This window comes from Stieleria tagensis (assembly GCF_024129865.1).
In the GTDB taxonomy this organism is placed as follows: Bacteria; Planctomycetota; Planctomycetia; order Pirellulales; family Pirellulaceae; genus Stieleria; species Stieleria tagensis.
The window spans coordinates 1-24,278 of the sequence record NZ_JAMYFE010000062.1; the positions used below are offsets into that span (position 1 = coordinate 1).

General features: G+C 55.1%; 23 protein-coding genes, 1 tRNA gene and 1 pseudogene. 17 read left to right on the forward strand and 8 right to left on the reverse strand.

The features are described 5' to 3' along the window. From NHH03_RS15645 to NHH03_RS15655, 3 genes and pseudogenes are all read left to right on the forward strand, one after another. Nucleotides 1-547, forward strand: a pseudogene (locus tag NHH03_RS15645) (hypothetical protein); the annotation flags it as partial. Next, on the forward strand, nucleotides 544-2,943 hold the full coding sequence (locus NHH03_RS15650; protein ID WP_253157780.1) for a hypothetical protein: 2,400 nt from the start codon (nucleotides 544-546) through the stop codon (nucleotides 2,941-2,943). The pseudogene NHH03_RS15645 and the gene NHH03_RS15650, both read left to right, overlap by 4 nt. After that, entirely contained in the window at nucleotides 2,940-3,908 is a 969-nt protein-coding gene (locus tag NHH03_RS15655; RefSeq protein ID WP_253157782.1) for a hypothetical protein, read from the forward strand. The genes NHH03_RS15650 and NHH03_RS15655 overlap by 4 nt, the downstream gene beginning before the upstream one ends. A gap of 180 nt (nucleotides 3,909-4,088) precedes the next feature. On the opposite strand, the gene lysS is transcribed toward NHH03_RS15655, so the two are convergent. Further along, nucleotides 4,089-5,681 carry a lysine--tRNA ligase gene (gene lysS / locus NHH03_RS15660; protein WP_253157784.1) on the reverse strand — a complete coding sequence of 531 codons (1,593 nt, stop codon included), beginning with the start codon at nucleotides 5,679-5,681 and terminating at the stop codon, nucleotides 4,089-4,091. 238 nt (nucleotides 5,682-5,919) lie between these two features. Here lysS and NHH03_RS15665 point away from each other — a divergent pair, with 238 nt between their 5' ends. Next, nucleotides 5,920-6,249, forward strand: coding sequence for a hypothetical protein (locus NHH03_RS15665; protein ID WP_253157785.1), 330 nt, complete (start codon nucleotides 5,920-5,922; stop codon nucleotides 6,247-6,249). Nucleotides 6,250-6,338: 89 nt separating this feature from the next. Beyond that, nucleotides 6,339-6,421: transfer RNA gene (locus NHH03_RS15670), tRNA-Ser, on the forward strand. A 166-nt stretch (nucleotides 6,422-6,587) separates the two neighbouring features. Here the strand turns inward: NHH03_RS15670 and NHH03_RS15675 are convergent. The 4 genes from NHH03_RS15675 to mntR all read right to left on the reverse strand — a co-directional run bounded on the left by NHH03_RS15675 (nucleotide 6,588) and on the right by mntR (nucleotide 9,415). Then, nucleotides 6,588-7,946 (reverse strand): dihydrolipoyl dehydrogenase family protein, encoded by a 1,359-nt coding sequence (locus NHH03_RS15675; protein ID WP_253157786.1) that lies wholly within the window; start codon nucleotides 7,944-7,946, stop codon nucleotides 6,588-6,590. Nucleotides 7,947-8,058: 112 nt separating this feature from the next. Continuing rightward, nucleotides 8,059-8,277 (reverse strand): hypothetical protein, encoded by a 219-nt coding sequence (locus NHH03_RS15680; RefSeq protein ID WP_253157788.1) that lies wholly within the window; start codon nucleotides 8,275-8,277, stop codon nucleotides 8,059-8,061. Between the two features lie 86 nt (nucleotides 8,278-8,363). After that, entirely contained in the window at nucleotides 8,364-8,924 is a 561-nt protein-coding gene (locus tag NHH03_RS15685; RefSeq protein WP_253157868.1) for an HD domain-containing protein, read from the reverse strand. Nucleotides 8,925-8,992: 68 nt separating this feature from the next. Then, nucleotides 8,993-9,415, reverse strand: coding sequence for a manganese-binding transcriptional regulator MntR (gene mntR, locus NHH03_RS15690; RefSeq protein WP_253157791.1), 423 nt, complete (start codon nucleotides 9,413-9,415; stop codon nucleotides 8,993-8,995). Between the two features lie 471 nt (nucleotides 9,416-9,886). Between mntR and NHH03_RS15695 the strand changes: the two genes are divergently transcribed. The 3 genes from NHH03_RS15695 (at nucleotide 9,887) to NHH03_RS15705 (ending at nucleotide 12,461) form a co-directional block, all read left to right on the forward strand. After that, a complete protein-coding gene (locus tag NHH03_RS15695) occupies nucleotides 9,887-10,990 on the forward strand; it encodes a DUF1559 domain-containing protein (RefSeq protein WP_253157794.1) in 1,104 nt (367 codons plus the stop codon). A 53-nt stretch (nucleotides 10,991-11,043) separates the two neighbouring features. Beyond that, nucleotides 11,044-11,346, forward strand: a complete 303-nt coding sequence (locus NHH03_RS15700) for a hypothetical protein (RefSeq protein WP_253157796.1) — start codon at nucleotides 11,044-11,046, stop codon at nucleotides 11,344-11,346. A 131-nt stretch (nucleotides 11,347-11,477) separates the two neighbouring features. Continuing rightward, nucleotides 11,478-12,461, forward strand: a complete 984-nt coding sequence (locus NHH03_RS15705; protein WP_253157799.1) for a hypothetical protein — start codon at nucleotides 11,478-11,480, stop codon at nucleotides 12,459-12,461. 118 nt (nucleotides 12,462-12,579) lie between these two features. On the opposite strand, the gene NHH03_RS15710 is transcribed toward NHH03_RS15705, so the two are convergent. Then, nucleotides 12,580-12,750: a hypothetical protein gene (locus NHH03_RS15710; protein WP_253157802.1), complete on the reverse strand. Its 171-nt coding sequence runs from the start codon at nucleotides 12,748-12,750 to the stop codon at nucleotides 12,580-12,582. 96 nt (nucleotides 12,751-12,846) lie between these two features. Beyond that, nucleotides 12,847-13,395, reverse strand: coding sequence for a TIGR03067 domain-containing protein (locus NHH03_RS15715; protein WP_253157805.1), 549 nt, complete (start codon nucleotides 13,393-13,395; stop codon nucleotides 12,847-12,849). Nucleotides 13,396-13,798: 403 nt separating this feature from the next. On the opposite strand from NHH03_RS15715, the gene NHH03_RS15720 reads away from it, so the two are divergent. The 4 genes from NHH03_RS15720 (at nucleotide 13,799) to NHH03_RS15735 (ending at nucleotide 18,266) form a co-directional block, all read left to right on the forward strand. Then, nucleotides 13,799-13,978, forward strand: coding sequence for a hypothetical protein (locus NHH03_RS15720; protein ID WP_253157807.1), 180 nt, complete (start codon nucleotides 13,799-13,801; stop codon nucleotides 13,976-13,978). A 56-nt stretch (nucleotides 13,979-14,034) separates the two neighbouring features. Continuing rightward, nucleotides 14,035-14,310 (forward strand): hypothetical protein, encoded by a 276-nt coding sequence (locus tag NHH03_RS15725; RefSeq protein ID WP_253157809.1) that lies wholly within the window; start codon nucleotides 14,035-14,037, stop codon nucleotides 14,308-14,310. Beyond that, nucleotides 14,307-15,533 carry an AI-2E family transporter gene (locus NHH03_RS15730; protein ID WP_253157811.1) on the forward strand — a complete coding sequence of 409 codons (1,227 nt, stop codon included), beginning with the start codon at nucleotides 14,307-14,309 and terminating at the stop codon, nucleotides 15,531-15,533. The genes NHH03_RS15725 and NHH03_RS15730 overlap by 4 nt, the downstream gene beginning before the upstream one ends. A 132-nt stretch (nucleotides 15,534-15,665) precedes the next feature. Then, the gene (locus tag NHH03_RS15735; protein ID WP_253157813.1) at nucleotides 15,666-18,266 is read left to right on the forward strand and encodes an alpha/beta hydrolase-fold protein; all 2,601 of its coding nucleotides are present in this window, start codon (nucleotides 15,666-15,668) and stop codon (nucleotides 18,264-18,266) included. Here NHH03_RS15735 and NHH03_RS15740 read toward each other — a convergent pair whose 3' ends face one another. Beyond that, on the reverse strand, nucleotides 18,267-19,814 hold the full coding sequence (locus NHH03_RS15740) for a mechanosensitive ion channel domain-containing protein (RefSeq protein WP_253157815.1): 1,548 nt from the start codon (nucleotides 19,812-19,814) through the stop codon (nucleotides 18,267-18,269). A 285-nt stretch (nucleotides 19,815-20,099) separates the two neighbouring features. On the opposite strand from NHH03_RS15740, the gene NHH03_RS15745 reads away from it, so the two are divergent. The 5 genes from NHH03_RS15745 to NHH03_RS15765 all read left to right on the forward strand — a co-directional run bounded on the left by NHH03_RS15745 (nucleotide 20,100) and on the right by NHH03_RS15765 (nucleotide 23,943). Further along, nucleotides 20,100-21,371 (forward strand): RNA polymerase sigma factor, encoded by a 1,272-nt coding sequence (locus NHH03_RS15745; protein WP_253157816.1) that lies wholly within the window; start codon nucleotides 20,100-20,102, stop codon nucleotides 21,369-21,371. Between the two features lie 261 nt (nucleotides 21,372-21,632). Continuing rightward, on the forward strand, nucleotides 21,633-22,037 hold the full coding sequence (locus NHH03_RS15750; RefSeq protein WP_253157818.1) for a YciI family protein: 405 nt from the start codon (nucleotides 21,633-21,635) through the stop codon (nucleotides 22,035-22,037). A 5-nt stretch (nucleotides 22,038-22,042) separates the two neighbouring features. Further along, nucleotides 22,043-22,381 carry a YciI family protein gene (locus NHH03_RS15755; RefSeq protein WP_253157827.1) on the forward strand — a complete coding sequence of 113 codons (339 nt, stop codon included), beginning with the start codon at nucleotides 22,043-22,045 and terminating at the stop codon, nucleotides 22,379-22,381. 161 nt (nucleotides 22,382-22,542) lie between these two features. After that, nucleotides 22,543-23,403 (forward strand): hypothetical protein, encoded by an 861-nt coding sequence (locus NHH03_RS15760; RefSeq protein ID WP_253157828.1) that lies wholly within the window; start codon nucleotides 22,543-22,545, stop codon nucleotides 23,401-23,403. Nucleotides 23,404-23,598: 195 nt separating this feature from the next. Beyond that, nucleotides 23,599-23,943: a hypothetical protein gene (locus NHH03_RS15765; protein WP_253157830.1), complete on the forward strand. Its 345-nt coding sequence runs from the start codon at nucleotides 23,599-23,601 to the stop codon at nucleotides 23,941-23,943. The last annotated feature ends 335 nt before the right edge of the window (nucleotides 23,944-24,278 follow it).

Consider the following 24,278-nt stretch of genomic DNA (forward strand, 5'->3'; position numbering starts at 1 on the left):
ACAACAGCCAGGACAACAACCGGGACAACAACCGGGACAACAACCGGGACAGGGTGGCGATTCGCCGCGGACTCAGCCTGGGCTACGGAGTGGTCCCGGCGATCAAGCTGCCGAGCAACAATCTTCGCAACCGAACCGGCAGGCTGCCGAATCGCCGTCGGGCGGTGGCGGAGCGATCGGTCCGATCACCGGTGACTTTCGATCTTGGTCCGACCAAATGCGGGACGTGGAGGAAATGGTGGGCGATTCTGAATTGCGTGTGCGTGCCAGCACGATTCGCGACCGAGTGCGACAAATGCGATCCGACATGAAACGTCATGGCGAACCGCCGCAATGGGACTTGGTCGACGAGATGGTTGCGGGGCCACTGCGAGAACTGGCCAAAGAGGTTCGTGCGGAACTGTTGCGTCGAACTGCGACCAAAAACCAACTGGTCCCTATCGATCGCGACCCCGTTCCGGCAGAGTTCAGCGATGCGGTACGACGATACTATGAAAATCTTGGCAGCGCTGAATTACAGCCTCTATCTCAGGAGCCCCCGCAGTGAGCGTGACCTGTGATTTGAGTGCTCCGATTTTAGCCGAGCTGGTGATCGGATCGCCGCAATGGATCGTTCCGACATTGGTGATCGGCACCGCACTGACATTCCTGGTGCTGTGGAATTACTCGCGATCCGATGCGGCGCGAATACCGACCGCATGGCTTGGATTGATCCTGAAATTGGCCGCCATCGCGTTGCTGGCGGTCTGTCTGCTGCAACCGATGCGGCGCGCCCAACGGCCCCGGCCACGCGCGAATTTATTGCCGATTCTGGTCGACACCAGTGGCAGTATGGATTTGACCGTTGGTCGATCCGAAGATTCGTGGCGAGATCGCATCGACGCCGACTTGGCAACCGATTCCGCTGCCTTTTCATCGATGTCCCAGTCGTTTGAAACACGGATTTATGGATTCGACAAACGCCTTGCCAGTGTCGGTGAAGTTGGCGATCTGCGCCGTCACGGCACCGGCAGTCGATTGCTGGAGAATTTATCGGAATTGACACAGCGTTTGCGCGGACGTCCTGTCGCCGGCGCCCTGTTGATGTCCGATGGCAATGTTCCCGGCGGGACCAACAATCCTGACGATTTGCCGAAGTTCGATTTTCCGGTTTATCCGGTGATCCCCGCGCAAGTGACGGGGTTAAACGACATGTGGATCACTTCAACCACCGTCCGACAGACCAATTTTGAAATCTCCCCCGTCACAGTGTCCGTCCAATTCGCGGTGACTGGCAATCTTGTCGGCGAAGCGATTGCGCGATTGACCGACGTCGCTGACGGTTCAATGGTTGCCGAAAAGAAAGTGCAATTGCAAACGGGCGAACCGTTTCAGAATGTTTCGTTTCAATTCCGTCCAAACGATGTGGGGCTGCAGTTCTATCGAGTCGACTTGTTTCGCGAAGTCGACCGCAAAGCGATCTCGAGTGGCGCTGATTTGGTCGATACCACTTCGTCCGAAACCACACTGGTCAACAACACACGATTGATCGCAGTGGATCGGCGCGGCGGTCCCTATCGAATTTTGTACGTTGCGGGTCGTCCGAATTGGGAGTTCAAGTTTCTGCGACGTGCCGTTTCAGAAGACGCCGAAGTCGAATTGACGGGCTTGTTTCGGATCGCAAACAAAGAACCCAAGTTCAGCTTTCGTGACCGTGATGTTTCGTCCACCAACCCCTTGTTTCAAGGTCTGGGCAATGATGCCGAGGAAACGGCTGAACAATACGACGAACCGGTGATGGTTCGCATCGGCGTCAAAGAGTCGGATGAACTTGCCGGTGGGTTTCCCAAGACCGAGGAAGAATTGTTTGCCTTTGATGGGCTGATCATCGATGACATCGAACCGGAATTTTTTTCCCAGGATCAACTTGCGATGGTGCGCCGCTTCGTTTCGTCGCGTGGCGGCGGGTTGATGCTACTGGGCGGTCAAGAGATGTTCCAAGGTCGCGTTTTCGCCGACTCGGTGCTCGGCGACCTGTCGCCGGTTTACGTCAGTCGCAGTTCACCTGCCGAGGCGGATCGCTATGCGGTTCAGTTGACCCGCGAAGGAATGTTACAGCCCTGGATGCGACTGCGTGAAACCGCTGATTTGGAAGCCAAACGCCTTCGCACGATGACGGATTTTACGTCCGTCAACGCAATCGGTAGCCTAAAACCGGGGGCCTATCAATTGGCGACGGTCACCGGGGCCAGCGGGAAACCGCAACCCGCGGTGGCGGTGCAACGGTTCGGCAAAGGCAAGGTGGGGGCGGTGGCGATCGCGGATCTGTGGCGATGGTTCATGAATCCCGATCCCAATCATCCCGACGATGCGGCGCAAAACTGGCGGCAATTCACGCGTTGGTTGGTCGGCGATGTGCCCCGTCGCGCAGAATTGTCTTCCAAGCTTTCTGATTCTCAGGACGACTCGATTGAATTGCGCGTCGACGTGTACGACGAATCATTCCTGCCCTCGGACAACCCGACCACCACCGTCCGCGTGGTTCAGCCGGATGGAACTGCAATCACACTGGATCCCAAACCGATCGGTGAAGTCCCCGGGGCGTTTACCGTTTCATACTTTGGTGACCAGAGCGGCGCCTACGTCGCGACGGCCGAAGTCCGCTCGGAAGATGGGGAATTGATCGGCACACCCAGCACGGGTTGGACGCAGCAAATTGCGGGTCGAGAATTTGACCAGTTGGGGGTCAATCGTGAACAGTTGCAAGCGATTGCGACGGCCAGCGGCGGTCGCTTGGTTCGCGAAGACGAGCTTGAAACATTTTCACGACAGTTGGAATCGGCAAAGGTGCCGGTGATGGAAACTTGGGTGTTCCCATTGTGGCACCGGGGTTGGGTGATCGGCTTGGCACTGGCTTGCTTGTGTGGTGAATGGGGGATTCGACGTTGGAGAGGTTTAGCATGAACGATGCACGCAGCTATGGCTGGACATTGGTAATTTTGCTGTGGTTGGCGACTGCCACCAACGCTGCCGACGTGTTGCTGATCGTCGGTGCCCCGGGCACCAGCGAATATGGCCAGGAATTCCAACAGTGGCAGAAACAATGGGAATCGAATTGCCAAACGGCAGGATTGGAACTGACCGTCATCTCCGGCGATGATGCATCGGACGAGATGACCAACCGCCAGTCGATTGAAAAAATGTTGGCCTCCGTCGCCGGGGTGGCCAGCCAGCGCCCGTTGTGGATCGTGCTGATCGGTCACGGGACATGGGACGGCAATGTTGCCAATTTCAATTTGGTTGGTCCCGATCTGGATGCAAAAACATTGTCCGGTTGGATCGCTTCGATCTTGCGGCCAGTCGTCTTGGTCAATTGCAGTTCATCCAGTGGTCCGTACATCGACCGTCTATCAGGTCCAAACCGTGTCGTGGTGACCGCAACAAAAAGTGGTTCCGAACAAAACTATGCTCGATTCGGAAAGTACTTTTCGGATGCATTCGGATCACTGGAAGCTGATTTGGACCACGACGATTCAGTCAGTGTCCGCGAAGCCTTTCTAAAAGCCACCGCGGACACCGCTCGTTTCTACGACGAACAAGGAAGACTGGCCACGGAGCACTCGTTACTAGATGACAACGGCGATCAAATGGGATCGTCATTTGACATGGTGCGGGGCAAAAAGAAGGCCAAAGGAAAGGCGCAGATCGACGGCGAATTCGCCGGTCGAATTGCCCTGCCGATCGGTCGTGATGCGCCGCGATTGAACGATGACCAACTCGCAAAACGCAACCAGTTGGAACAGCAACTCAGAGAGTTGCAATCGAATTGGGACAGCGACGACCGCACCCAACTTCGCCAGCAAGCCCTCCCGCTGCTTCTGCAGTTAGCAGAACTCTACGCCCAATCAGCCGAAAACGCAGGCGAGTGAATCGCTTGCACTATTGCGTTTTCGCGGGGGGCATTGGTTTTTGGTAACCCGACGCGTGAGCGAGGGATCCCGTCAACAGCCTAAATCCCTCGCTCGCGCGTCGCGTTTGCGTTTGACTCTTTCAGCGAAGCGGCAACTTCCCGGTCGATCTGAACCAGAAAGCGGGCCGCAAAAATGTTCTCAGTGATCCGAGGGACGCAGGACGGGGAACAAGATCACATCGCGAATTGATTTTTGACCGGTCAGAATCATCACCAACCGATCGATCCCGATGCCCAATCCGCCTGCCGGTGGCATGCCGTGACGCAGCGCACGGATAAAATCGTGATCCATCTTGGCCATCGATTCTTCATCGTCCAAACCTTCTAGCTGAGTTTCGAACAGCTTTTGTTGCAGGTCCGGATCGTTTAATTCGGTGTAGGCGTTGGCCAGTTCCATTCCACAAATGAACAACTCGAATCGCTCGGCGATCTCAGGATTGTCTCGCTTGCGTTTGGTCAGTGGGCAAATACTCGCCGGATAGTCGATCACAAAAATTGGCCCCTCTAATGTGTCTTCGACTTTTGCTTCGAAGATTTCATTGCGAATCACATCGGGGTGTTTCTTGTCAGTATCGAGGCCGATCTTTTTCGCGTATTGGTCGACCGCTGCATCGTCAGCCGGGTCGACGCCGGTGGCTTGCTGGAACAACTCGGCATAGGTGGCGCGCTTGAACGGCGGAGTGAAGTCGATGGTCTTGCCGGCAAATTCACGTTGGTAGCCGCCGCCAATGGATTCGATCGCATCACAGATGACGCGTTCGGTCAGATCCATCATGGACTGGTAATCACCATAGGCCTGGTAGACCTCCAGCATCGTGAATTCGGGATTGTGCCGCGTGCTCAGCCCCTCGTTGCGATAGACACGTCCCATTTCATAAACACGTTCCATCCCGCCAACCATCAACCGTTTGAGATGCAATTCCAATGCAATTCGCATCGTTAATTGCATGTCCAGCGCGTTGTGATGCGTTTCAAACGGGCGGGCAGCTGCACCGCCGGGGATCGTGTGCAACGTCGGTCCTTCGACTTCACAAAATCCATCGCTGTCGAGCGTGCTGCGAATCGATTTGACGATCTTGGTGCGGTTCAGGAACGTTTCCATCGTGCCTTCGTTGAACGCCAAGTCAGCGTAGCGCATCCGCTGCTTCAGATCGACGTTGGTCAATCCGGCATGCTTTTCCGGTGGCGGCTCAAGCATCTTGGTCAGAAAGAACAACTTCTCCGCGAACACCGTCAGTTCGCCCGTGTTGGTTCGTCCCAAACGGCCTTCGACCCCAATCAAATCCCCCAAGTCGAATAGCTTGGCCAAGTCAAAGTTTTCTTCGCCGACCTGTTTTTTGCCGACAAAGATTTGCACGGATCCCGTCCAATCTTTGATGTTCAAAAAAATCAGCTTTCCGGTCGGTCGCGACAGCATGATTCGACCGGCCACTCGGACCGTCGGCCCGATTTCTTCGCCCGGACCATTGTCAGATTTCCACTGGCGATAATCGACGTCGTGGGACTGCACATCGGGCAGCTCCAACAAATCGCCGTCGGCCGTACGAAACTTGATCTCGCTGATTAATTCTCGGCAGTCACCGACCAGTTTGCGATCGTCGAAACGCGAACCAAACGGATCGATTCCCATCGCCTCGATTTGACGCATTTTTTCGCGCCGTGCGACTCGCGGGTCCGTGGCGTCGTCGAGAGTTTGGTCTCCGCTGCTTCCGGCATCAGGATTTCGGTTCATCGTGATCGTAAATTGGGGGGGATTCGGGGATCTGGCGAGGGAGATTGATGCGGACTGGTCCGTCAACTTTCCCGCGATGCCCGTGATTGGCGCTTCGTTTGGTGGCGAATTGTCGAACCAGAACAGCTTTTTGGCAAGCCGAGCGGATCACACGAATCTTGACCTCGATCCGCCGCTTGCGGTATCAGACAGCTTTCCACAGTTCCACCTTCCCAACTCGCCCTCCGAAAAAGTACCCATGACTCGATTCACCGTCTTGCTACTGGCATTTCTCGTCACCGCAGTGGTGCTCGCCGCCGCACCTGCGGCCACCGCTGCCGAAGTCGTGCATTTTCAATGCAAAGAGTGGAAAGCCAAACACATTCATGACGCAAAAAAAGCAGAAACGATCGCTGCCACGCTGAAAAAGCTGGGTTGTGAAGTCAAGCAAGACGAACACAACGGGCACATGGACGTCAAATACCGCTGCGAAAAAGAGAAGCAATTGCCGGTCAAAACCCACGAAGAAGCGGTGAAGTGGGAAAAATGGTTCAAAGAGTACGGGTTCAAGGTCTATCACACCCACTGAATCTTTCGAACGCCCATTGCCGGCTACCCGATCCATGATTTAAACTTCGCACCCCGCAGTGGAAACGCAAACCGCTGCAGGGGTCGCATGGAGGATATGCGAATTGGCTAGCAGACTGATTCGAAATCAGTTGCCGCGCAAGCGGTTGCGGGTTCGAGTCCCGTGTCCTCCGCTCTCGAAAAAGCCCGCTCAAACGCGGGCTTTTTCTTTGCGCTGACCAAAAAAAACGGATCAACCGTCGCCACACCCGCGGTGCGTCCAGATTTGAATTTTGGGTCGACAATTCGTGGCGTAAGCTTCCAGCTTGCGATTCACCCGGAGTGGGGGATGGACGTTTCTCAAATCATCAGACGGACGTCAGCCCCGAAAGTCGGATACGCAAATAAGGTCGATTTCATGTCCGTTGCGGTCAAGCCATGCTTCATCGCCAGCGCGAACAGATTGATCGTCTCTTCGGCAGCCGGACCCAACAGGTGCGCGCCGAGTATCTGGTCTGTATTCTTGTCAATCAGGACCTTGTATCCCGCGCACCTCTGACCTGATTTGCGAACCGAATTCCAGGACGAAGTGTCTTTGTAGCGAACGTCCACGTCGTGTGATTGCTCTGCTTCTACTTGGGACATTCCAATCGAAGCAATCACGGGAACTGTGAATGCGACTTGGGGGATGATGCCGTAATCAGGTTTGTGTTCTGGTTTCTCAGCAAACAGATTCTTGACCACGATCCGCGCCTCTTCATTTGCGGTGGGAGTCAGTGCAGGCTTGCCTGAGTTTGCACAGTCGCCGCCAGCAAACACATTCGCATTGCTGACGCTCCGCATGAACGCGTCGACTTCGATGCCTTTCTTCCCGTAGGTGACTTCGCCAGCCTCCAGATTCATGCCATGCAAGTTTGGAACGCGGCCAGCACCATGAACGACAAGCCGCGCTTCCAAAGAAGCCGGATTGCCTGATGTCTGATAGCGCACGACCATCGACAGGTCATCGGACATCTCGATTGCTTTGACATCTGATTCAGTGTGAATGATCAATCCATGGTTCGCTGAATACTCGGTCAATTGAGCGACCAAATCTCGATCAAATTGCTTTAGCACGGAATCACCACGCTGCAACACGGTCACGTTGGAACCGTACCGAGCGGCGACACACGCAAACTCCATCGAAATGTAGCCGCCGCCGATAAACACAATTTGCTTAGGGATCTCAGAGAGTTCGAGGAACTGATCGCTAAGAATGGCATTTTCAGCTCCGGGAATTTCCAGTGGTCTGGGGCGAGCGCCTACACCGATGAAAATTCGTTCCCCGGTCAATTCCTGTTCGCCGACGCGAACCGTGTTTGGACCCGTGAAGACCCCGGCGCCATGAAACGTCTCGATGCCACGCTTCTTGAACGACTTCTCAGCTATCTCGGGAACGGACTTCGTAAACTGATTCTTAAAGTCACTCAACGCTTGCCAATTGAGGTGCGCGTCCGCGGATTCGATCAGTTTTCCGTTGGCACCTCGAACCCGATCGATCAGGTCGCCCGCGTTGGAGTAAACCTTTTTTGGATTGCAACCGCGCAGGGCACAGGTACCGCCGAACTCCCGCGACTCGATGATCGCGACTCGTTTTCCATCGTCGGCACACTTTTTGGCAACCGTCGAAGCCGCCGGCCCCGTGCCAATCACAATCAGATCAAATTGATAGTTGCTCATGGCAACGGCACTCCCAAACTGTGATTGAACTGCTAGACGACGTCGACCAGCGTTTCATGCTGGTACGTTCTCGAAAGGGCGCGATTGCTCGCGGCGTAGATTGCGGGAGTGCCTATTCCGTTTCAGCGGGTTTGTGATCGATGCTTTCTTCGACTTTTGCACCGATGCTCTCCACGGCTTCCTTCGATCTTTCGACGATCGCCGTCGTGTCATCGTTGACTTTGTCTGTGTCGATCCGAATGGTTGGATCTCCATCGGGCGAACTGAATCGCAACCAACCGACCAGGCCTAGCACCAACACGATGACCGCAATCACGATAATGGCTCGCATTTTCGCATCTTCCTATTGAAAAGGATGGAACTGTTACAGAACCCCGTTTGAGTTCACTGTAGCAGAACCGAACGTCAGAGCATCTCTCATGCCGTGATTTGCGATTCCCTGAGAAACTGGTCTAAAAAAGTTCTCATAAACTGCTCCCGCTGGCCGGCCAACCGACGCGCGGGTTCGGTGTTCAGCAGTGCCTTTAACTTGAATAATTTTTCATGGAAATGGCCGACGCCTGTTTTTTGCGATTCATCACCCGGCATAAAGAATGGCTGCCCCATCACGGCACCGTATTCGATTGTGCGCACAATCCCGATCGCACCGAGCGCATCCAATCGGTCAGCATCCTGGACGATCTTGCCTTCGAGCGACAGCGTGTCGGAAGCGACACCTTTGCGAAAGGAAATGTTGTCGACAATCTTTGCCACATGTTCGATCAGTTCGTCGTTGGCACCGAGTTGCCCTAGAATCTCACGTGCAAATTCGGCGCTGCGTTCGACGCCGTCATGAAATTTGGCATCGCCGACGTCGTGTAATAATGCTGCGAGTTCGACCACGCAGCGATCGCCGCCGACCTCGGCTTGGATTAGTCGTGCCGAGTGCAATACTCGCTCGACATGATCAAGACCATGCCCGGCTTGCTGTCCGGCCATCCGACGCCGCACTTCCAGACCGGTCTGGCGGACCAGTTCGGACTCGGTGGCGGTTAGCGCTGTTGCATTCACGTTGATTCTCCGTCGCTAGGCCAGCCTTGTTCCAAAACCCGCTTCATCGCATTGAGCGTTTCTTTGCTGACATGATGCTCCATGCCTTCGCTGTCAATCGCGGCCGTCTGGGCACTGACGCCCAGCCGCTCCAAAAACGATTGCACGATCGCGTGACGTTTGCGTGATTGAGCTGCCAGTCGTTTTCCAGTAGCGGTCAACTCGATCGGTTGATAGGGCAGCGTGGTCACCAATCCATCTCGCTGCAGTCTGGCGACGGTGTTGTTGACTGTGGCGTGAGTCACGGCGAAATGCGAAACCAAGTCCACCGCGCGGCAAACTCCACGCTGGGCAATCGCATCAGCGATGGCTTCGACATAATCCTCAGCAACTTCGCTGGCGTGATCAGAACGGGTGCGTTGGTGGGTTTTCGGCGGCAAAACGATGCGGCCTCGTCGGCTGGCAGGACGGCAACGGGTTGGAATCGCTCAATTGTAGCATCCAAACTTTTTTTGCGCTGCCCCACTTGCGGACCAGTCAGCTTTCACCAATACTCCAGAAACTTAGCCCGGGCTAACTATTGGCGGCTTGAGTCACTGTCGTCGCCGTATGGACGAACCGAAGGCGAGTGAAGCAGTTGCGATTTTGCGTAGGGCATTGGTTTTTGGTAACCCGACGCGTCAGCGAGGGATCCCGTTAACACCCAAAATCCCTCGCTCACGCGTCGGGTTGTGATGAAAAGCGAAGCTTCAAAAAACACCGCTCAGGTTTGGATTGTCTGAAACAGGAGCTATCACTCAAAAATTTTACCCCGCAACTTAGCCCAGGCTAACTATTGGCGTGAAACAACGACACCGTTCACGTGACGCTGCACCACTTGGATTCTTTACGACTGGGACCATTGACCGATCATGATTCAAAAGACTGAAACTCCCGCTTTTGCCGGCCGTCGTCGCCCTGCGTTCACCTTGATCGAGCTGGTTGTGGTGATTGCGATCATTGGCATCTTGGTAGGCCTGCTGTTGCCGGCGGTGCAAGCGGCGCGAGAAGCGGCGCGGCGGATGTCATGCAGCAATCGTCTACGCCAAATTGGACTGGCGACACAGAACTATCACGCCGCGTACAAACAGTTCCCGGCGGGCTATGTTTCACATGCGACAAGCGACGGTTCGGCGCCGGCCGCGGTGCAAATGGATCCGCTCACCTGGGATGCCGGACCGGGATGGGGATGGGGCGCCGCGCTGATGGCATTTGCCGAAGGCAATTCGGTGGTCTCCGAATTGCGCAGCGACCAACCGATTTGGTCGCCGGCCAATGCTTCGGCGATCGCGACGACTGTCCCGCTGTTCTTGTGCCCCAGCGCCACCGGTGGTGACGAACCATTTACGGTGCAGGATCAATCCGGCGCAGCCCTGCGCATCGCAGGGCGTGAGATCAGGTTGGGACGTAGCCACTATGTCGCCAGTCACGGACAAGAGAGTTGTTGGGGCGAATGTGGTTCGGCTGCAACCGGCGAGGTGTTTACCAACATTTACACCGCTACCACCAGGATCGTAGCCATTGACGGTGATGCCGGACGGGTCGCAGACGGTCCGTTCTTTCGTAATTCGAAGACACGGTTTCGAGATATCTTGGACGGCACCACCAACACGATCTTTTTTGGCGAACACAGTTCCGCGCTCAGCGAGAAAACATGGGTCGGAGTGGTTCCCGGTGCCTACACCCACCCAGGTTTTCGATCGCCGGAAAACGGGCCCGATGCGGCAGCGACATTGACGTTGGTTCATGCGGGTCCGTCGGGCGGCGAATTGGACATCACCGGGCATCCAATTATCCATCCCGTCAATTTTCCGACCTATCACGTGGGACAAATGTTCTCGCAACATCCCGGCGGCGGCTACGTTTGCATGGGCGACGGCTCGGTGAACTTTGTCAGCAATTTTGTTGACCTGTTCCTGTGGGCCGAGATGTCCAGTATGGATGAACACGAAGTCATCGACTGGGAGAAACTCTGATGACGATGCGTTCGAGCAAAGCGCAGAAGCCCTTCAATTTCACTTTTGTTTGTATGACAGGAATTCTGCTGGCGGTTCTGGCCGGCGGTGTTCTGTGGTGGTGGCCACGCTCACCCGTCGTGCTGGACGATAACAGCTATCAGATGACGATCGCGCTATACCGAATCTGCAATCAGAAAAGTGAACCGGGCCTGAAGCAACTGGAGCGACAGTTTGCCGAACTCGATCCACTGTCACAGGCCGATCAAGCGTCGTATCAATTGATTGCTGCGACAATTGCCGATGCCAAAGCGGGGCGTTGGGTTCAAGCGATGCAGCAGTGTCGTCAATCCCTGGATGACCAAGTCAGTCGATAGACGCTGCGGCAAATCTGGACAGGGGCGTGGTGCTACGCAACAATCGCGGTCCACCAAACGACAACCTCAGGATCGAAGCGGTCCAGTTGACTCGTCGAGAGAGAGATCGTTGATCACCAGGGATTCTTCGAATGACATGGTTTGAAAATTTAGTCGGCTTTGATGAACACTCGCCTCAGCAGGTACGCGATCAGCTGACTGTCGACGGGGACTGTTTCATTGGTGCAAATGGACGGCGAATCGGTTTCGGCCGACTGCAAACTCCGACTCTCGCAGAACTGCGTCAGGCGGCGGCAAAAACCAATCAAGTTAACGGGACCACTACGGTTCGCGGAGTGATCGCTGACGTCCAGCACTTGCACATGGATCCAGCCAACGCCGGTGCACTGTTTCAGGTTGCCTCGCAGTTCAATTTGTTGGAAATGGCAAGCCCGTCGGTCACACCCGAGCGTGGCGTCGGGATCTATGAAGGCGACCGGACTCAGGGCCCAGCCTGTGCAATCGCGTGTGGCGGTGGCACGATCTACCGCAACTACTTTGCCAATGTCGGCGACAGGATCGGCCAATCCGCTAGCCACCAGATCAATTGTGCGTCTGATTTAGGCCGATTGCTCGGGAATGATGATGGCAAGCACTGGCAGATGCAAAACGGCTACTTGTTCCCAAGCGATCAAGGCTTGCACGAAATTTCATTGACTCTTGACAGAGCAGACGAAACGCAGCGTGACAGGTATCGGGCCAGTTTGCGAATCGGATTGCAATGGAATGCCGATGTCACGCTGGCCGAAGCGAGTCACAAAGTATCCCAGGCCTATTGCTCGGCACTGCCGATAGCCTATGGACGCCAGCCCACAGCGCAGTGGCGCGAATTTGCGACGTTGGTGCTGGAAGCGGCCTATGAAGCCACCTTCTGTGCTGCGAAGGTCAATGCGCAAGCGACCGGATCGGGCAAGTTGTTTTTGACATTGCTGGGTGGTGGAGTGTTTGGGAACGAAGATCGCTGGATCATCGATGCGATTGACCGCGCGATCGGGCACCATTGTGATTCCGGTTTAGACGTTGCCATCGTCTCATATAGCGCCCCCAAGCCAGCGCTCCGGCGTCTCTTTCGCTAGGCTCAGACTTGCCCCAAGGACACTGGTCTAGGGATGCAACAGTATCACTTACGATCAACGCCGTCGCTCAGCCGGCACAGCGGTTCACCGCTGTCTGGGCGGTGAATTTCACAGCGAGTCATTTATTTTGCACCGGTGGCTCGGTGACTTTCTCCAGCGGTTGGCCACAGCATTTGAACTGAGTCGTACAGTCCTTGCATCCGCAGCCGTTGGTGACATGAATCTCGAGTGCACATTTTTGGCAGCGATACATATCACCAATTTTCGGCGGAAGGGGTTTAACGGTCATCGTAGGTCTCCTCGAAAAGTAGTGAAGCAAGCTGTTGTCAGCAGCCGCTTAGAATTGGGGGGTGAGTTTGCAAATCGCATTCCGAAAACGTACAGCTCATTCGGCTTTGACGTCTGGCACCGGGTCACCCTTCTTTTTTTCCAGCGTGAATAACATCGTTTTGCCTTGTTTGGTCGACTTGAATTCCGTCGGCCGCTTCGCTTGGTCGAGCGCATAGCAAAGCACCCATTGGTCGCCTTTCAACTTGACGATCCCCAGTGCCGTTGCGTTGGCAACTTGGTCATCCACCTGGGAATCTTGATCTGTGGTCGGCTCGGTAGGAGCAGAGCGCATCGTGATCTGGATCGGTTTTTTTTCCTCGTCCAGGCTGAACACAGCGCGGAATTTCTGACGTTCGTCGCGATCAAATGTTGCGATCGCGTTGTTGGTGATCGTGACATAGGTGCCCTTCACCTCGGCCTCCGTCAATTCGCGGCCTTGATTGACACCAGAAATGATCTCCCAGCGTCCTTGCAATTTCTGGGTGATTGTTTCCTTTGACTGGTCGTCGGCTGCCGTCGCGGCGACGGGCACCAAGGCAGTTGCCGCCAAAAAGGCAATTGACATCGCAAACGCTGGCAGAGGTTTCAGTGATTGATTCTTCATCGAGTCGTCTTCGGTTGAGAGCAAGCGGGTTAGGTGTAAACGCTAGCCAGCCCCTGCAAGCAATCGGCGTGCCCGTTCGCATCAGATAGTGAGACGGAGGTTGGGGTTGCGATCAAAACGCAACTTCAGAAATCGCGAGTCGCGTGGCGCTAGACTGCGTTATCCGTACAGCCACGCTTGGAGACTGCACTGCGAACGGCCAGGATGAGCGTTCGACGACCAAATGGCCTGGCAATTGGGCCACCCAAGCCCTTTGGCACAGGTCTTGCTCTGATCGGTCGAAGCAATCTCGAACGTCGCAACACGTTCACTTTAAAACGGCGCGTGACGAGGACACATTTTTTGTGAAAGCGTCCCGAAGCAGCCGTTTGAACTCCACTTCTGCATCGATTGAAGGTTTAGTATGAACATTGTTCAAAATACACTGCGTGGTCTGTTCCTGAGCTCCGCTGTCGCGATGGGTTGGATGGTGGCCGGCTGTGATTCGAAAGAAACATTGTTGGATGTTGAAACACCCAGCGGAGGCGTGCAGGTGGAACAGGATAGAAACACCGGGGAAGTTAGCGTGGATGTGGATGAATGATCCCTCAAGAATTCAGCTTTCCTTCCCTGCGTTTCAGCAAATCTGAGCAATCTAAAATGAAAACACGTTTTATTTTTTCCGCGATGCTGGCTAGCGGACTGTTCGTCGCCGTCGGATGTGATGTCGATGTACAGCACAATGCGTCGCCGGATCCGGTTCCCGCCCAGACAGTTCCCGCCGAGATGGACACCGTTGTGACTGACAGCGGTGAGACTCCCGCTGAACAGCGTGTCGAGCGACGCCAGGAGCGTCGTGAAAACATTCGTGATGCGGTTGATGGTGTTGATGTCAATGTGGGTGACGGTGGCGTAAAAGTTCAGGTCGATGAATGAGCGATGACACGACGGATCTAGGCGGTGGTTCCGAACCAGACGATCATGAGGAAGCTCGGCACCCCGCGGGGCTGTTCTCGATCCGTGTCTGCGCATTGATGCTGGTGCTGTACGCGCTCTACTATGCGCGCAACCTGGTCGTCCCGATCGTGACCGCCGCAGTGCTGTACATGGTCTTGCGCCCGATTGTCCGCCATGCGCGCCGGTGGGGTGTTCCTCCGCCGATCGGCTCGATTGCGGTCATTGCCGGGTTCTTGATCATGCTGAGCTTTGCAACCTATTTGGTGTTCGACCCTGCCAAAAAAATGATTTCAGCGGCGCCCAGTCACGTTGCTACCGTCAAGGAAAAGCTGTCGTTTTTGACGGAGCGATTGAAAGCGATGGATCGAGCCAAAGAGGATCTGTCGGAGACAACCGAAGCGACCGAGTCGCCGCAAGAGATCAAGGAAAAACCTGTCCCGGTTGAGATCAAGCAGCCGGAATGGACCAGTAATGTGGCCTATCTGAGTGGAACCGGAAATGTCATTTCCTTTGTTACGGTTTGCATCGCTCTACTGTACTTCTTATTAGCTTCGGGAGATGATTTATTGCGCAGTGTGATGCGAGCACTGCCCAACTTCACCGCCCGCCGCCGCCTGTTAGAACTGCTTCAGCACGTACAGGAAGGTTTGGGCAGCTACCTCGCACAGGTTTCCGTAATCAATCTTTGCCTGGGCCTGTCGGTGGGCATTGCGATGTGGATTCTGGGAATGCCGTCTCCAGTGATGTGGGGCGCGATGGCGTTTACGTTTAATTTCGTGCCAATCCTGGGTGCGATCGCGGGTGGGTGCATCATCTTTTTAGTCGCATTGGTCCATTTTGAACCCACCTATTACGCGTTCCTAGTGACCGGCACTTTTTTGACATTGACCTCACTCGAAGGCCAATTCATCACGCCGGCGATCTTGGGACGGACGATGAGCATCAGCCCTGTGATCGTTTTTCTGTCGATTGTGATCTGGGGATGGATGTGGGGAATTATGGGAGTTTTTTTGTCTGTTCCAATCTTGATCGCATTTCGAATGGCGTGTGATGAATACGACAATTTGAAACCGATTGGCATGATCCTCGGCGCCGATGTGCCTCATGAATCACCGACAAACGAATCCGGCGACGACCAGCCCAACGATCAGGACTCCGGTGAGCAAGTTCAGGAATCCGTCGCAATTTTGGGGAATTTATAACCGGTGCGACGATGATCACGCTGGCACTTGTTTGACGACAGCAAACGAATGATGATGTGGGCCCACAATTCCCCACCATTCCTGCTGTTCAACAGGCTTCGTATGAAACCCCGCACCTGTTTCATGGTCACGATGGCATTAGCCATCCATTCGATCGGTTCCGATATTCCGGTATTAGCCCAGTCAGAAGCAGCCCGGCCAAAGACTGTTACGGCCGAACATCCGGATCGCCAGGTTCAATCCAATGTGCCGCAGGGCAAATTGACCAACGGGGTGTTTGCCGACAGCAAACTCTTTCCCGCGACGCGACGCGATTACACCGTTTATGTCCCCGCTCAGTACCGCGATGACCAACCGGCGAACCTAATGGTTTTCATGGACGGCAAGAATTACGCGAACCCGCGTGGCGCGTTTCGAGTTCCCATCGTGCTGGACAATTTAATCGCCGAGCAAGCCATCCCGGTGACAGTGGCGGTGTTTGTGAATCCGGGTACCGTGCCGGCGGAAAAGCCCGGTGCAAAAGATCGCAGCAACCGATCGTTTGAATATGATTCGATGGGGGATCGCTATGCCCGCTTTTTGGTCGACGAGTTTCTGCCGGTTGCGCTGCAAGGATTGAATGTTTCCAACGATCCGAGTCGTCGTGCCGTCTGTGGCATTTCATCCGGCGGAATCTGTGCCTTCACCGCCGCCTGGGAAAAACCGGATCAGTTCGGCAAGGTGATCAGCCACATCGGCAGCTTCACCAACATTCGTGGCGGCTGGGCCTATCCCGGCCTGGTGCGAAAAACCAAGGGCAACCCGAAATCGATCAAAGTCTATTTGCAAGAGGGCAAAGACGACTTGAACAACCTGTTCGGCAACTGGCCGTTGGCCAATCGAGATCTGGCCGCATCGCTTCAATTTGCCGGCTATCCCTACAAACTTGTGATGACCGAAGGCGGACACAGCGGCAAGTTCGGCGGCCAGGAACTGCCCGATGCAATTCGCTGGTTGTGGTCAGAAGATGCCGAGTCAACGGTGATCCCAGATCCCGGGACCAAACCGCAGTGGCAACCGCACCCCGATGCGGTTGCAAATGATTCGGTCCCCAAAGGCACGCTTCGCGCAATGCCCCAGTGGGAGTCCACGGTGTTTCCAGGAATGGTTCGCGACTGGTGGGTTTACGTGCCGGCGCAGTACAAGTCCGATCAACCAGCGGCGCTCATGGTGTTTCGGGACGGCCAGCGGATGAGCGATGTCAACGGGCGTTGGCGTGTCCCCATCGTGTTCGACAACCTGATTGCACGTGGTGACATGCCACCCACGATCGCCGTCTTTCTTAATCCGGGACATGACAAAACCAAACCGCGTCAGCGAAACAAGTCCTCCAACCGCGGTTTCGAATACGACAGTTTGGGTGACCGCTACGCCCAATTCTTGACCGACGAGATCCTTGCCAAGGTCGAATCCGATTTCAACATTTCACAAGATCCCCAGTTGCGCGCCATCGGCGGCTCAAGTTCTGGAGCGATCTGTGCCTTCACCGTGGCTTGGCAGCGGCCCGACCGTTTCGGCAAAGTTTACTCCAGCGTTGGTAGCTTCACCAATCTGCGAGGTGGCAATGTGTACCCGGCGTTGGTGCGGAAAACCGAACCCAAACCAATCCGAGTCTACATGGCCGACACGAGTGGCGATGTCGACAATCAGTTTGGAAGTTGGCCCTGGGCGAACCAGCGAATGGCATCCGCATTGGACTACATGGGATACGACATTCGGTTTGATTGGGCGGAGGGCTATGGGCACAACGCCGACTATGGCGGATCAAGATTCCCCGAAGCGATGAAATGGTTGTGGCGGACTGAAGTGCATCAACCAAACATCGACACCAGCGGAGACCTGCGTGGTGATTTGACGTTGCTGAACCTGTTGATTCCCGGCGAACAGTGGGAAACAGTCGCCACAGAACTGGGGTTTGCCGATGCACCCTGTGCCGATGCGGAAGGCAATTTCTATTTTTCAGATATGAAAGCGCCGGCGGTCTACCGTATCAGCGCGGCGGATGGTTCCCGCCAGGTGATCGCGGAGGAATCCATCAGCGGAATGGAGTTTGGCAACGATGGCCGCTTGTATGGATGCCAGGGAGCCCAGAACCGAGTGATCGCGATCGACGTGACGTCCGGCGCGGTCGATGTGATCGCCACCGGTGTCAAACCAAACGATATGGCGATCTCTGCTGATGGAACAATCTACATCACCGAAACGCGGGATCACCAAATCACTCGGATCAATTCAGAATCCGGTGAACATGAGCACGTCGACACAGGGATCACTCGCCCCAACGGGATCGCACTGTCACGCGACGGTGGCACCCTCGCGGTTTCGGATTCCGGTGGCCAGCACACATGGACCTTTCGGGTTCGTGCCGATGGCAGTTTGGACGGAAAGATGCCGACCATGACCATGCGATTGCCGATCGATCCCAACGGTGAGTTTCAATTCAACCAGCCACCTCCTTACGTTGCTGCCTCGCGTGGCGACGGGATGGCGGTCGACAAAGCCGGCCGCTACTACGTCACCAGCGCCGTTGGAGTCCAGATTTTTGACCCCACCGGCAGGCTTTGTGGTGTGCTACCAAAACCCGATGCTGACCAGCCACTGACAAGTTGCACGTTGGCCGGTGTCGACGGAGACTATTTGTATGTGACCAATGGCACCACAATCTATCGTCGCAAGTTGACCATCGAAAAATAACTAGACGCTACCGTTGGCACTAGCGTTCGAGTTATGAACATGAACGTCTTGCTGCGGATATGGAAATGAAATCCCGGCTTGGTCGAACCGTCGTTTGACCTCGCGGGTCACTTCCGTTTTCACCTGCCACCAATCCGACGTCTTTGCCCAAGGACGACAAACGATGTTGACCGACGAATCGGCCAGTGCGTGGGTGACCACGACCGGTTCAGGATCGCGAAGCACCAATTCGTTGGCAGCCAAAACCTCTTGGATCACTTTTTCGGCTTGTTCAAAATCATCGTCGTAGCCGATCCCAAATTCCATGTCCACGCGGCGGGTCGGATTGGCGGTGATATTGGTGATCACGTTGTTCCAGATTTCATTGTTGGGCACGTGAATGGTTTGATTGTCAAAAGTGCGAAACGTTGTCGAAACCAGATTCATCTGGTCGATCGTTCCCGTCACGCCACCGGCATTGACCACATTGCCAACGTCAAAGGGACGATTGATCAGGATCATCAATCCGCTGGCAAAGTTGCTGAGCGTTCCCTGAAGCGCCAAACCGACGACCAACCCGGTGGCACCGATGGCGGCCAATACCGGCGTGATATCGACTTCCAGCGCCGTCAGTGCAATTGCAAATCCGATCAACATCACCACATTGGTGATCGTGCTGGCGATCAAACGCTCGGCAAGCTGGCTGAGTTTCAGTTTGCGTTCGAGCAACCAGTTGACGATCCTGGCGACTAATCGAGCAATGAAGTAGGTGATCAACAAGATTAAAAAGAATTTCCCAAGATTCCACGCCATCCGTCGGCCGCCCTCTTTGGAATTGACCCAGCCGACAATGCCAGACCAAGCCGCTGCCGCGTCGGATGTGTCGAGTTCAATTCCAGAGACTTCGGTGGAATAGGTTCGGTATTCTTCAACGTCGCCCCCTTTTGCCTCCAGCGAATTGAGCACAATGTTTAGGCGGTCGCTGAGCGCGGTCCGTGCATCTTGCAGCTCGGTGACGCTGGACAGCATTTCATCTTTCATTTCGGTCGCGGATTCGGCCGCGGTGGTAGGGTCATCCGAATCGCTCGCCGCTGCTGGTTCACCGTCCGCCTTGACTTCCGTGTCCTCCTCCGGTTGATTCTCTACTGCGTCGGCATCCACACCCAGTTTTTGTTGGGCTGCGCCGGTGACTTCCTCTTCGTCCGCTTTGGTACTGTCGCTGACGGCCTTGGTGATCGATTCAGCGACCTCCAGCGAGTTTTTGGCTGCTTCTTCGTCATCAGCCGATAACGCTTCGTTTGCTTTTTTCACACCCATGCGGACGGCGGCAATCTCGCGTGCCTTGCCGCGTAACAATTTGAACCAGGCGTCGGATTCGACCTGCAACTCGGCTTTGGTCAACGGTTTGACCATGATCTTCAATTGATCCAGCGGGATCTCTGGATGGATCGTGGTATAAGCGGTGTATTCTGGGGGGTTGGCGTCCGCTTCGTTGGTCTCTTGGGCAACAGCCGATGGAAATCCGCCCAAGACCAATGCGATTAGCAGTAACAGGTGTCGAGTGATCACGCTTTCATTCCTCATTTTCGGTCCATGCTTTGAATCGTCGCCGTTAAGCTAAAACAATTGTGTTTCAGTCACAATCACCGTTCGTGGGGTGTCAAATGGCGGTGCATTTGCCAGCACATTGCCAAGGTGATCGATCTGGACCAAGATGCGTTGCAATGGCAGCGGTTTGGATGGTAGCGCTCATTTCGTGATGCCATCGCGACCCGATTTCTGCAGTCATTTTTACGCGTGCATTACTCCGGGCGACCAACAGACGTCTTACCAACGGCGAATTAAACTGCAGCAATGTCAACCATTGACGAAACGATCTCGGACCTGTTTCAACAGCACTCGCGACGCATCTATGCCTCGCTGGTGCGACTCGTCGGTGACTTTGATTTGGCCGAAGAAGCGTTGCAGGAAGCCTTTGCCGCGGCCGTCAATCGCTGGCCCAGCGAAGGCGAGCCGGAGAATCCGATTGCGTGGTTGATTTCAACCGGGCGGTTCAAAGCCATCGATTTGATTCGTCGCCGCGCCAAACTGAATCAGATCGCTGGCGAAGTCGCGGAGCGCTTGGCCACAGTCGAACAGGTCAATCAGAACAAGGCCTACAGTGCTATCGAAGACGATCGCTTGCGCCTGATTTTTACCTGCTGTCATCCGGCGATCGACCCCGCGGTACAGATTCCGCTGACACTGCGAGAAGTTTGCGGACTGGCAACCGAAGAAATCGCGAGTGCCTTCCTGACGTCGACGCCGACGATGGCGCAGCGAATCGTGCGCGGCAAAGCCAAAATCCGTGATGCCAAAATTCCAATTGTGGTTCCGGAATTAAGCGAATTGCCGGCGCGATTGGATGCCGTGCTCTCGGTCATTTACTTGATCTTCAACGAAGGCTATTCGACGTCACAGGGAGAGTCGTTGACGCGCGCCGATCTGTCGGGCGAAGCAATTCGGCTGTGCCGGTTACTGCTGGAACTGCATTACGATGTCGAGGTGATGGGGTTGCTCGCGCTGATGCTGTTGCATGAATCACGTCGCGAATCCCGGACTACAGCCGATGGTGAGATCGTGCTGCTGGAAGACCAGGATCGCACGCGCTGGGATGCTGAAATGATCGCCGAAGGCCGACGACTGGTCGAAACCGCATTGGCAGAAAGTTCACTGGCCGGAACCGAATTGCCCGAACGCCGAATCGGTGTTTATTGTTTGCAAGCAGCTATCTCGGCGGTGCACACCGAAGCCAAGACGGCTCGCGAAACCGATTGGGGGCAAATTGTTGCTTTGTACGACATCTTGCTGCGAGCCGAACCGACACCCGTCATCGAACTCAATCGTGCGGTGGCGATCGCGATGCGTGACGGCCCGCAATCAGGTCTTGAAATCATCGATGCGATTCTCGATCGTGGCGAACTGGTCGGCTACGCGCTGGCCCACTCCGCACGTGGCGAACTGCTGCGGCGATCGGGGAAAATCGATCCCGCAAGAACCGCGTTTCGACGTGCCAGAGAATTGACCTCGCAGCCAGCGTCCCAGCGGTTCCTCGATCAGAAACTGCGGGACCTAGAAGGGACATGAGTCATCCGCGAGGCGGTCTGGGCGAACCGCTTGGCGTCTAGACACGGTTTATCCATCAGCCCTGGAGCGATCGCGCACGGTTGATGGTTCGTCAAAATTGAAAGGTCCGGGGAACCGGACGCTAGCGCGTGCCGGCTGAATCGAAAATGGAGTCAGAGAAATTATTGCGATTGGTTGTCGATCTCTCCGGGCTTGATTCGACTACCAAGTAACTTCACCCGCTATCGCGGCCGGATTCACTCCTTTCCACACGAGAACCACATGAAATTCATCTGCTTGGGTTATGCCGACCAATCCCAATTCGAAGCGATGTCGGAAGAACAGATGTGCCAAGCCATGCAGCGCTGCTTTGACTATGACGATGTACTGCGTGCCGGCGGCCATTTTGTCGGCGGCGAGGCGTTGCAGTCCGCTTCGGACGCGGTCACCTTGCGGATGCGTGATGCCCAAGTTCAAACCACCGACGGGCCGTTCGCCGAGACTAAAGAACAACTCGGCGGCATCCTGATCTTGGAAGCCGATGACATGCAACATGCCGTTGAATTGATGTCTAAGCATCCTGGCGTCGAATTTGGGCCGTTTGAAATCCGGCCTGCCGATCAAACTATCAACGAACTGGTGCAAGCACGTGACAAGGCCTTTCAAGCTGAGGTAAACGATCGATGAAATACATGCTGTTGATTTATGGTGTTGAACAGGACTGGACGCAACAAGAACGCCAGGAGTGCATGTTGGAATCGATGGGAATCGCGGAGGAATTGGCCGCGCAAGGCAAATTTGTCAGTTCGTCGCCTCTCCATTCGGTCTCCACGGCCACCAGCCTGCGAGTGCGCGATGGCAAACGCCAAATCACCGATGGACCGTTTGCCGAAACGACCGAACAGTTGGGCGGCTACTACATCATCGACGTCGACCATTTGGATGAAGCCATCGCAATCGCCGAGCGATTGCCGCCGGCCAAGAAGGGCACCGTGGAAATACGTCCTCTGTTCCCGCTGCCAAATGCTTGACGTTCGGTCTCCCTTCACTCCGCACGATGCTCCAGGCGGGCGATCGGATGGGTACGAGAATGCTGAGTAAAAATCGAACAACATTCAGATTTTTACGCAACCTTCTCGTTGATGCTACGACCATAGTCATCGGGTTCTTTCTCTCACCGTGGAGTTGAACGATGGCACATTTCGAAAAAGCTGGATCGGGAAAAAACTCGTCGGTTCAGTTTGCGACGCATCCCTCGGACCGCAAACAGATCTGGCGAGCGACGGTGTCTCATGGGACAAAATTTGACGTCGTGCTATGGGGCGGAGACAGTTTGACGGTCGAATCACCCGGCGGTTTACTGACGTTTACCGAAGGTAAGTCGCCGGGTAAGGACAGACGTCTGTTCACGATCACCGCCAATTCCTACGGCACCCTGGAATTGCAGGCTCGGCATTCCAACGGTTCTGTCTGGGACACGTTGACCGTCAACGTCGCCTCGCAGACCGACAAGCTGTTGTGCAGCCAAGCCATCAAGCTGCTCAAGCACAAATCGGTCGCCAAAATGCAGTTTCAAATTGGACCGCTGCAGGTCACTCCGGCAAGGATGCGTGGGGTTTCATCGCTGTTGCAATCGGGCGAGGTTTTCGTCCGCTATTCACCCTCGCTGCCGCTAGGGGCTTACCTGAGAGGGCAAGATGAATTGCAGTTGCCCTACCAAAGTATCTCGACGGATGAGCAAAAAGCGAATGCCTGTCACGAGCTGTCGCATGCACTGATGGACCAACACTATGCCGGAAAACCACTCAAGCGAACGGTGACCGAGTCGGTCGGCTATATCGTCCAGTTCATCTTTTTCAGGGTCGCCCGCCCCAAATTGACCGTCGACAAAGTCAAACAGATCCCGGTCGCAATTGCGGCCTTCGAAGCCGCGGGAGAAGTGATCGCCAACAAACGAGTCAGCCAGTCGGCGCAAACAAAACTCCGCGAGGCCTTGATCGCCAACGGGATCTACAGCAACCAGTCGCGGATGATCAGCTACGACGGCATTTGACCCAGCGACTTTCTTTGCTGACCGGCGCGGTTCCAGCAGTGACTAATATGCGGATTCTGCGCTTGGCCAGGGAGGTGTTCATCCGTCTGGTGGTCCGCGATCGCCCCGGTCGGCGTTGACAGAGCGTTTGGGCGACCTAGCGTTCAGTCCATTCAACGGGGAGCCACCATGAGAACAGTCAATCTAATTGTGACGATGATTGTCACATCCTTGCTTGCGGTCGCAATGTTTGTATCACCACCGACCAAATCTGACTCGAACAACAACGACAAAACCTACTTCACCGACGTCGTTGCCTCGCGAGACAAAACACGACTCGACCAATTCGTGCAGTCGCTCGACCCGGCTGTGATGAAGGAGTGCGTCGATCGATACGACAAAGGCAAACCGATCGACCTGGACTATTTGGCAACCTGCGGAGATTTCGAAGTCTATGCCGACTACTTGCGACTCTCCAAATTCGAAGCCGTCAAGAAATTCGAATACGCGTTGCTTCATTCATCCTCGAAATTGGAATTCGAAGACCGTCTTTCTCGCTAGCAAGTATTCATTGAAATTGCTTCCGTGTCTCTCACTCTGGCAGAACTTGCTTTGCCAAGCCCAGCCGGTGAGAATAGGGGGGCGCTACATTCTCACCGATCGGTGAGAACAGGTCACCGCAACCGGGCAACCACCCGGGCAACCACCCGGGCAACCGAAGGTGCTGTCAGTGAGCCCCACCACCGCACCCAATGCTGACCGGACGGACCGCCGATAAACAAGTTCTGGCATTGAAAAATAGTACTCGTACTTAGGGCGCAGCCCGGTACTCGTACTCCTACTCGAAGTCGGATGCCAATGACCGAGCCAATCTTCGGCACTCGATCGCCTTGGCG

Bases quoted from the DNA above. Each gene is read 5' to 3' on its own strand.
- NHH03_RS15655 (WP_253157782.1), top strand. From the start codon at position 2,940: ATGAACGATGCACGCAGCTATGGCTGGACATTGGTAATTTTGCTGTGG.
- lysS (WP_253157784.1), bottom strand. From the start codon at position 5,681: ATGAACCGAAATCCTGATGCCGGAAGCAGCGGAGACCAAACTCTCGAC.
- NHH03_RS15665 (WP_253157785.1), top strand. From the start codon at position 5,920: ATGACTCGATTCACCGTCTTGCTACTGGCATTTCTCGTCACCGCAGTG.
- NHH03_RS15675 (WP_253157786.1), bottom strand. From the start codon at position 7,946: ATGAGCAACTATCAATTTGATCTGATTGTGATTGGCACGGGGCCGGCG.
- NHH03_RS15680 (WP_253157788.1), bottom strand. From the start codon at position 8,277: ATGCGAGCCATTATCGTGATTGCGGTCATCGTGTTGGTGCTAGGCCTG.
- NHH03_RS15685 (WP_253157868.1), bottom strand. From the start codon at position 8,924: ATGGCCGGACAGCAAGCCGGGCATGGTCTTGATCATGTCGAGCGAGTA.
- NHH03_RS15695 (WP_253157794.1), top strand. From the start codon at position 9,887: ATGATTCAAAAGACTGAAACTCCCGCTTTTGCCGGCCGTCGTCGCCCT.
- NHH03_RS15700 (WP_253157796.1), top strand. From the start codon at position 11,044: ATGACAGGAATTCTGCTGGCGGTTCTGGCCGGCGGTGTTCTGTGGTGG.
- NHH03_RS15705 (WP_253157799.1), top strand. From the start codon at position 11,478: ATGACATGGTTTGAAAATTTAGTCGGCTTTGATGAACACTCGCCTCAG.
- NHH03_RS15710 (WP_253157802.1), bottom strand. From the start codon at position 12,750: ATGACCGTTAAACCCCTTCCGCCGAAAATTGGTGATATGTATCGCTGC.
- NHH03_RS15715 (WP_253157805.1), bottom strand. From the start codon at position 13,395: ATGAAGAATCAATCACTGAAACCTCTGCCAGCGTTTGCGATGTCAATT.
- NHH03_RS15720 (WP_253157807.1), top strand. From the start codon at position 13,799: ATGAACATTGTTCAAAATACACTGCGTGGTCTGTTCCTGAGCTCCGCT.
- NHH03_RS15725 (WP_253157809.1), top strand. From the start codon at position 14,035: ATGAAAACACGTTTTATTTTTTCCGCGATGCTGGCTAGCGGACTGTTC.
- NHH03_RS15730 (WP_253157811.1), top strand. From the start codon at position 14,307: ATGAGCGATGACACGACGGATCTAGGCGGTGGTTCCGAACCAGACGAT.
- NHH03_RS15735 (WP_253157813.1), top strand. From the start codon at position 15,666: ATGGCATTAGCCATCCATTCGATCGGTTCCGATATTCCGGTATTAGCC.
- NHH03_RS15745 (WP_253157816.1), top strand. From the start codon at position 20,100: ATGTCAACCATTGACGAAACGATCTCGGACCTGTTTCAACAGCACTCG.
- NHH03_RS15750 (WP_253157818.1), top strand. From the start codon at position 21,633: ATGAAATTCATCTGCTTGGGTTATGCCGACCAATCCCAATTCGAAGCG.
- NHH03_RS15755 (WP_253157827.1), top strand. From the start codon at position 22,043: ATGCTGTTGATTTATGGTGTTGAACAGGACTGGACGCAACAAGAACGC.
- NHH03_RS15760 (WP_253157828.1), top strand. From the start codon at position 22,543: ATGGCACATTTCGAAAAAGCTGGATCGGGAAAAAACTCGTCGGTTCAG.
- NHH03_RS15765 (WP_253157830.1), top strand. From the start codon at position 23,599: ATGATTGTCACATCCTTGCTTGCGGTCGCAATGTTTGTATCACCACCG.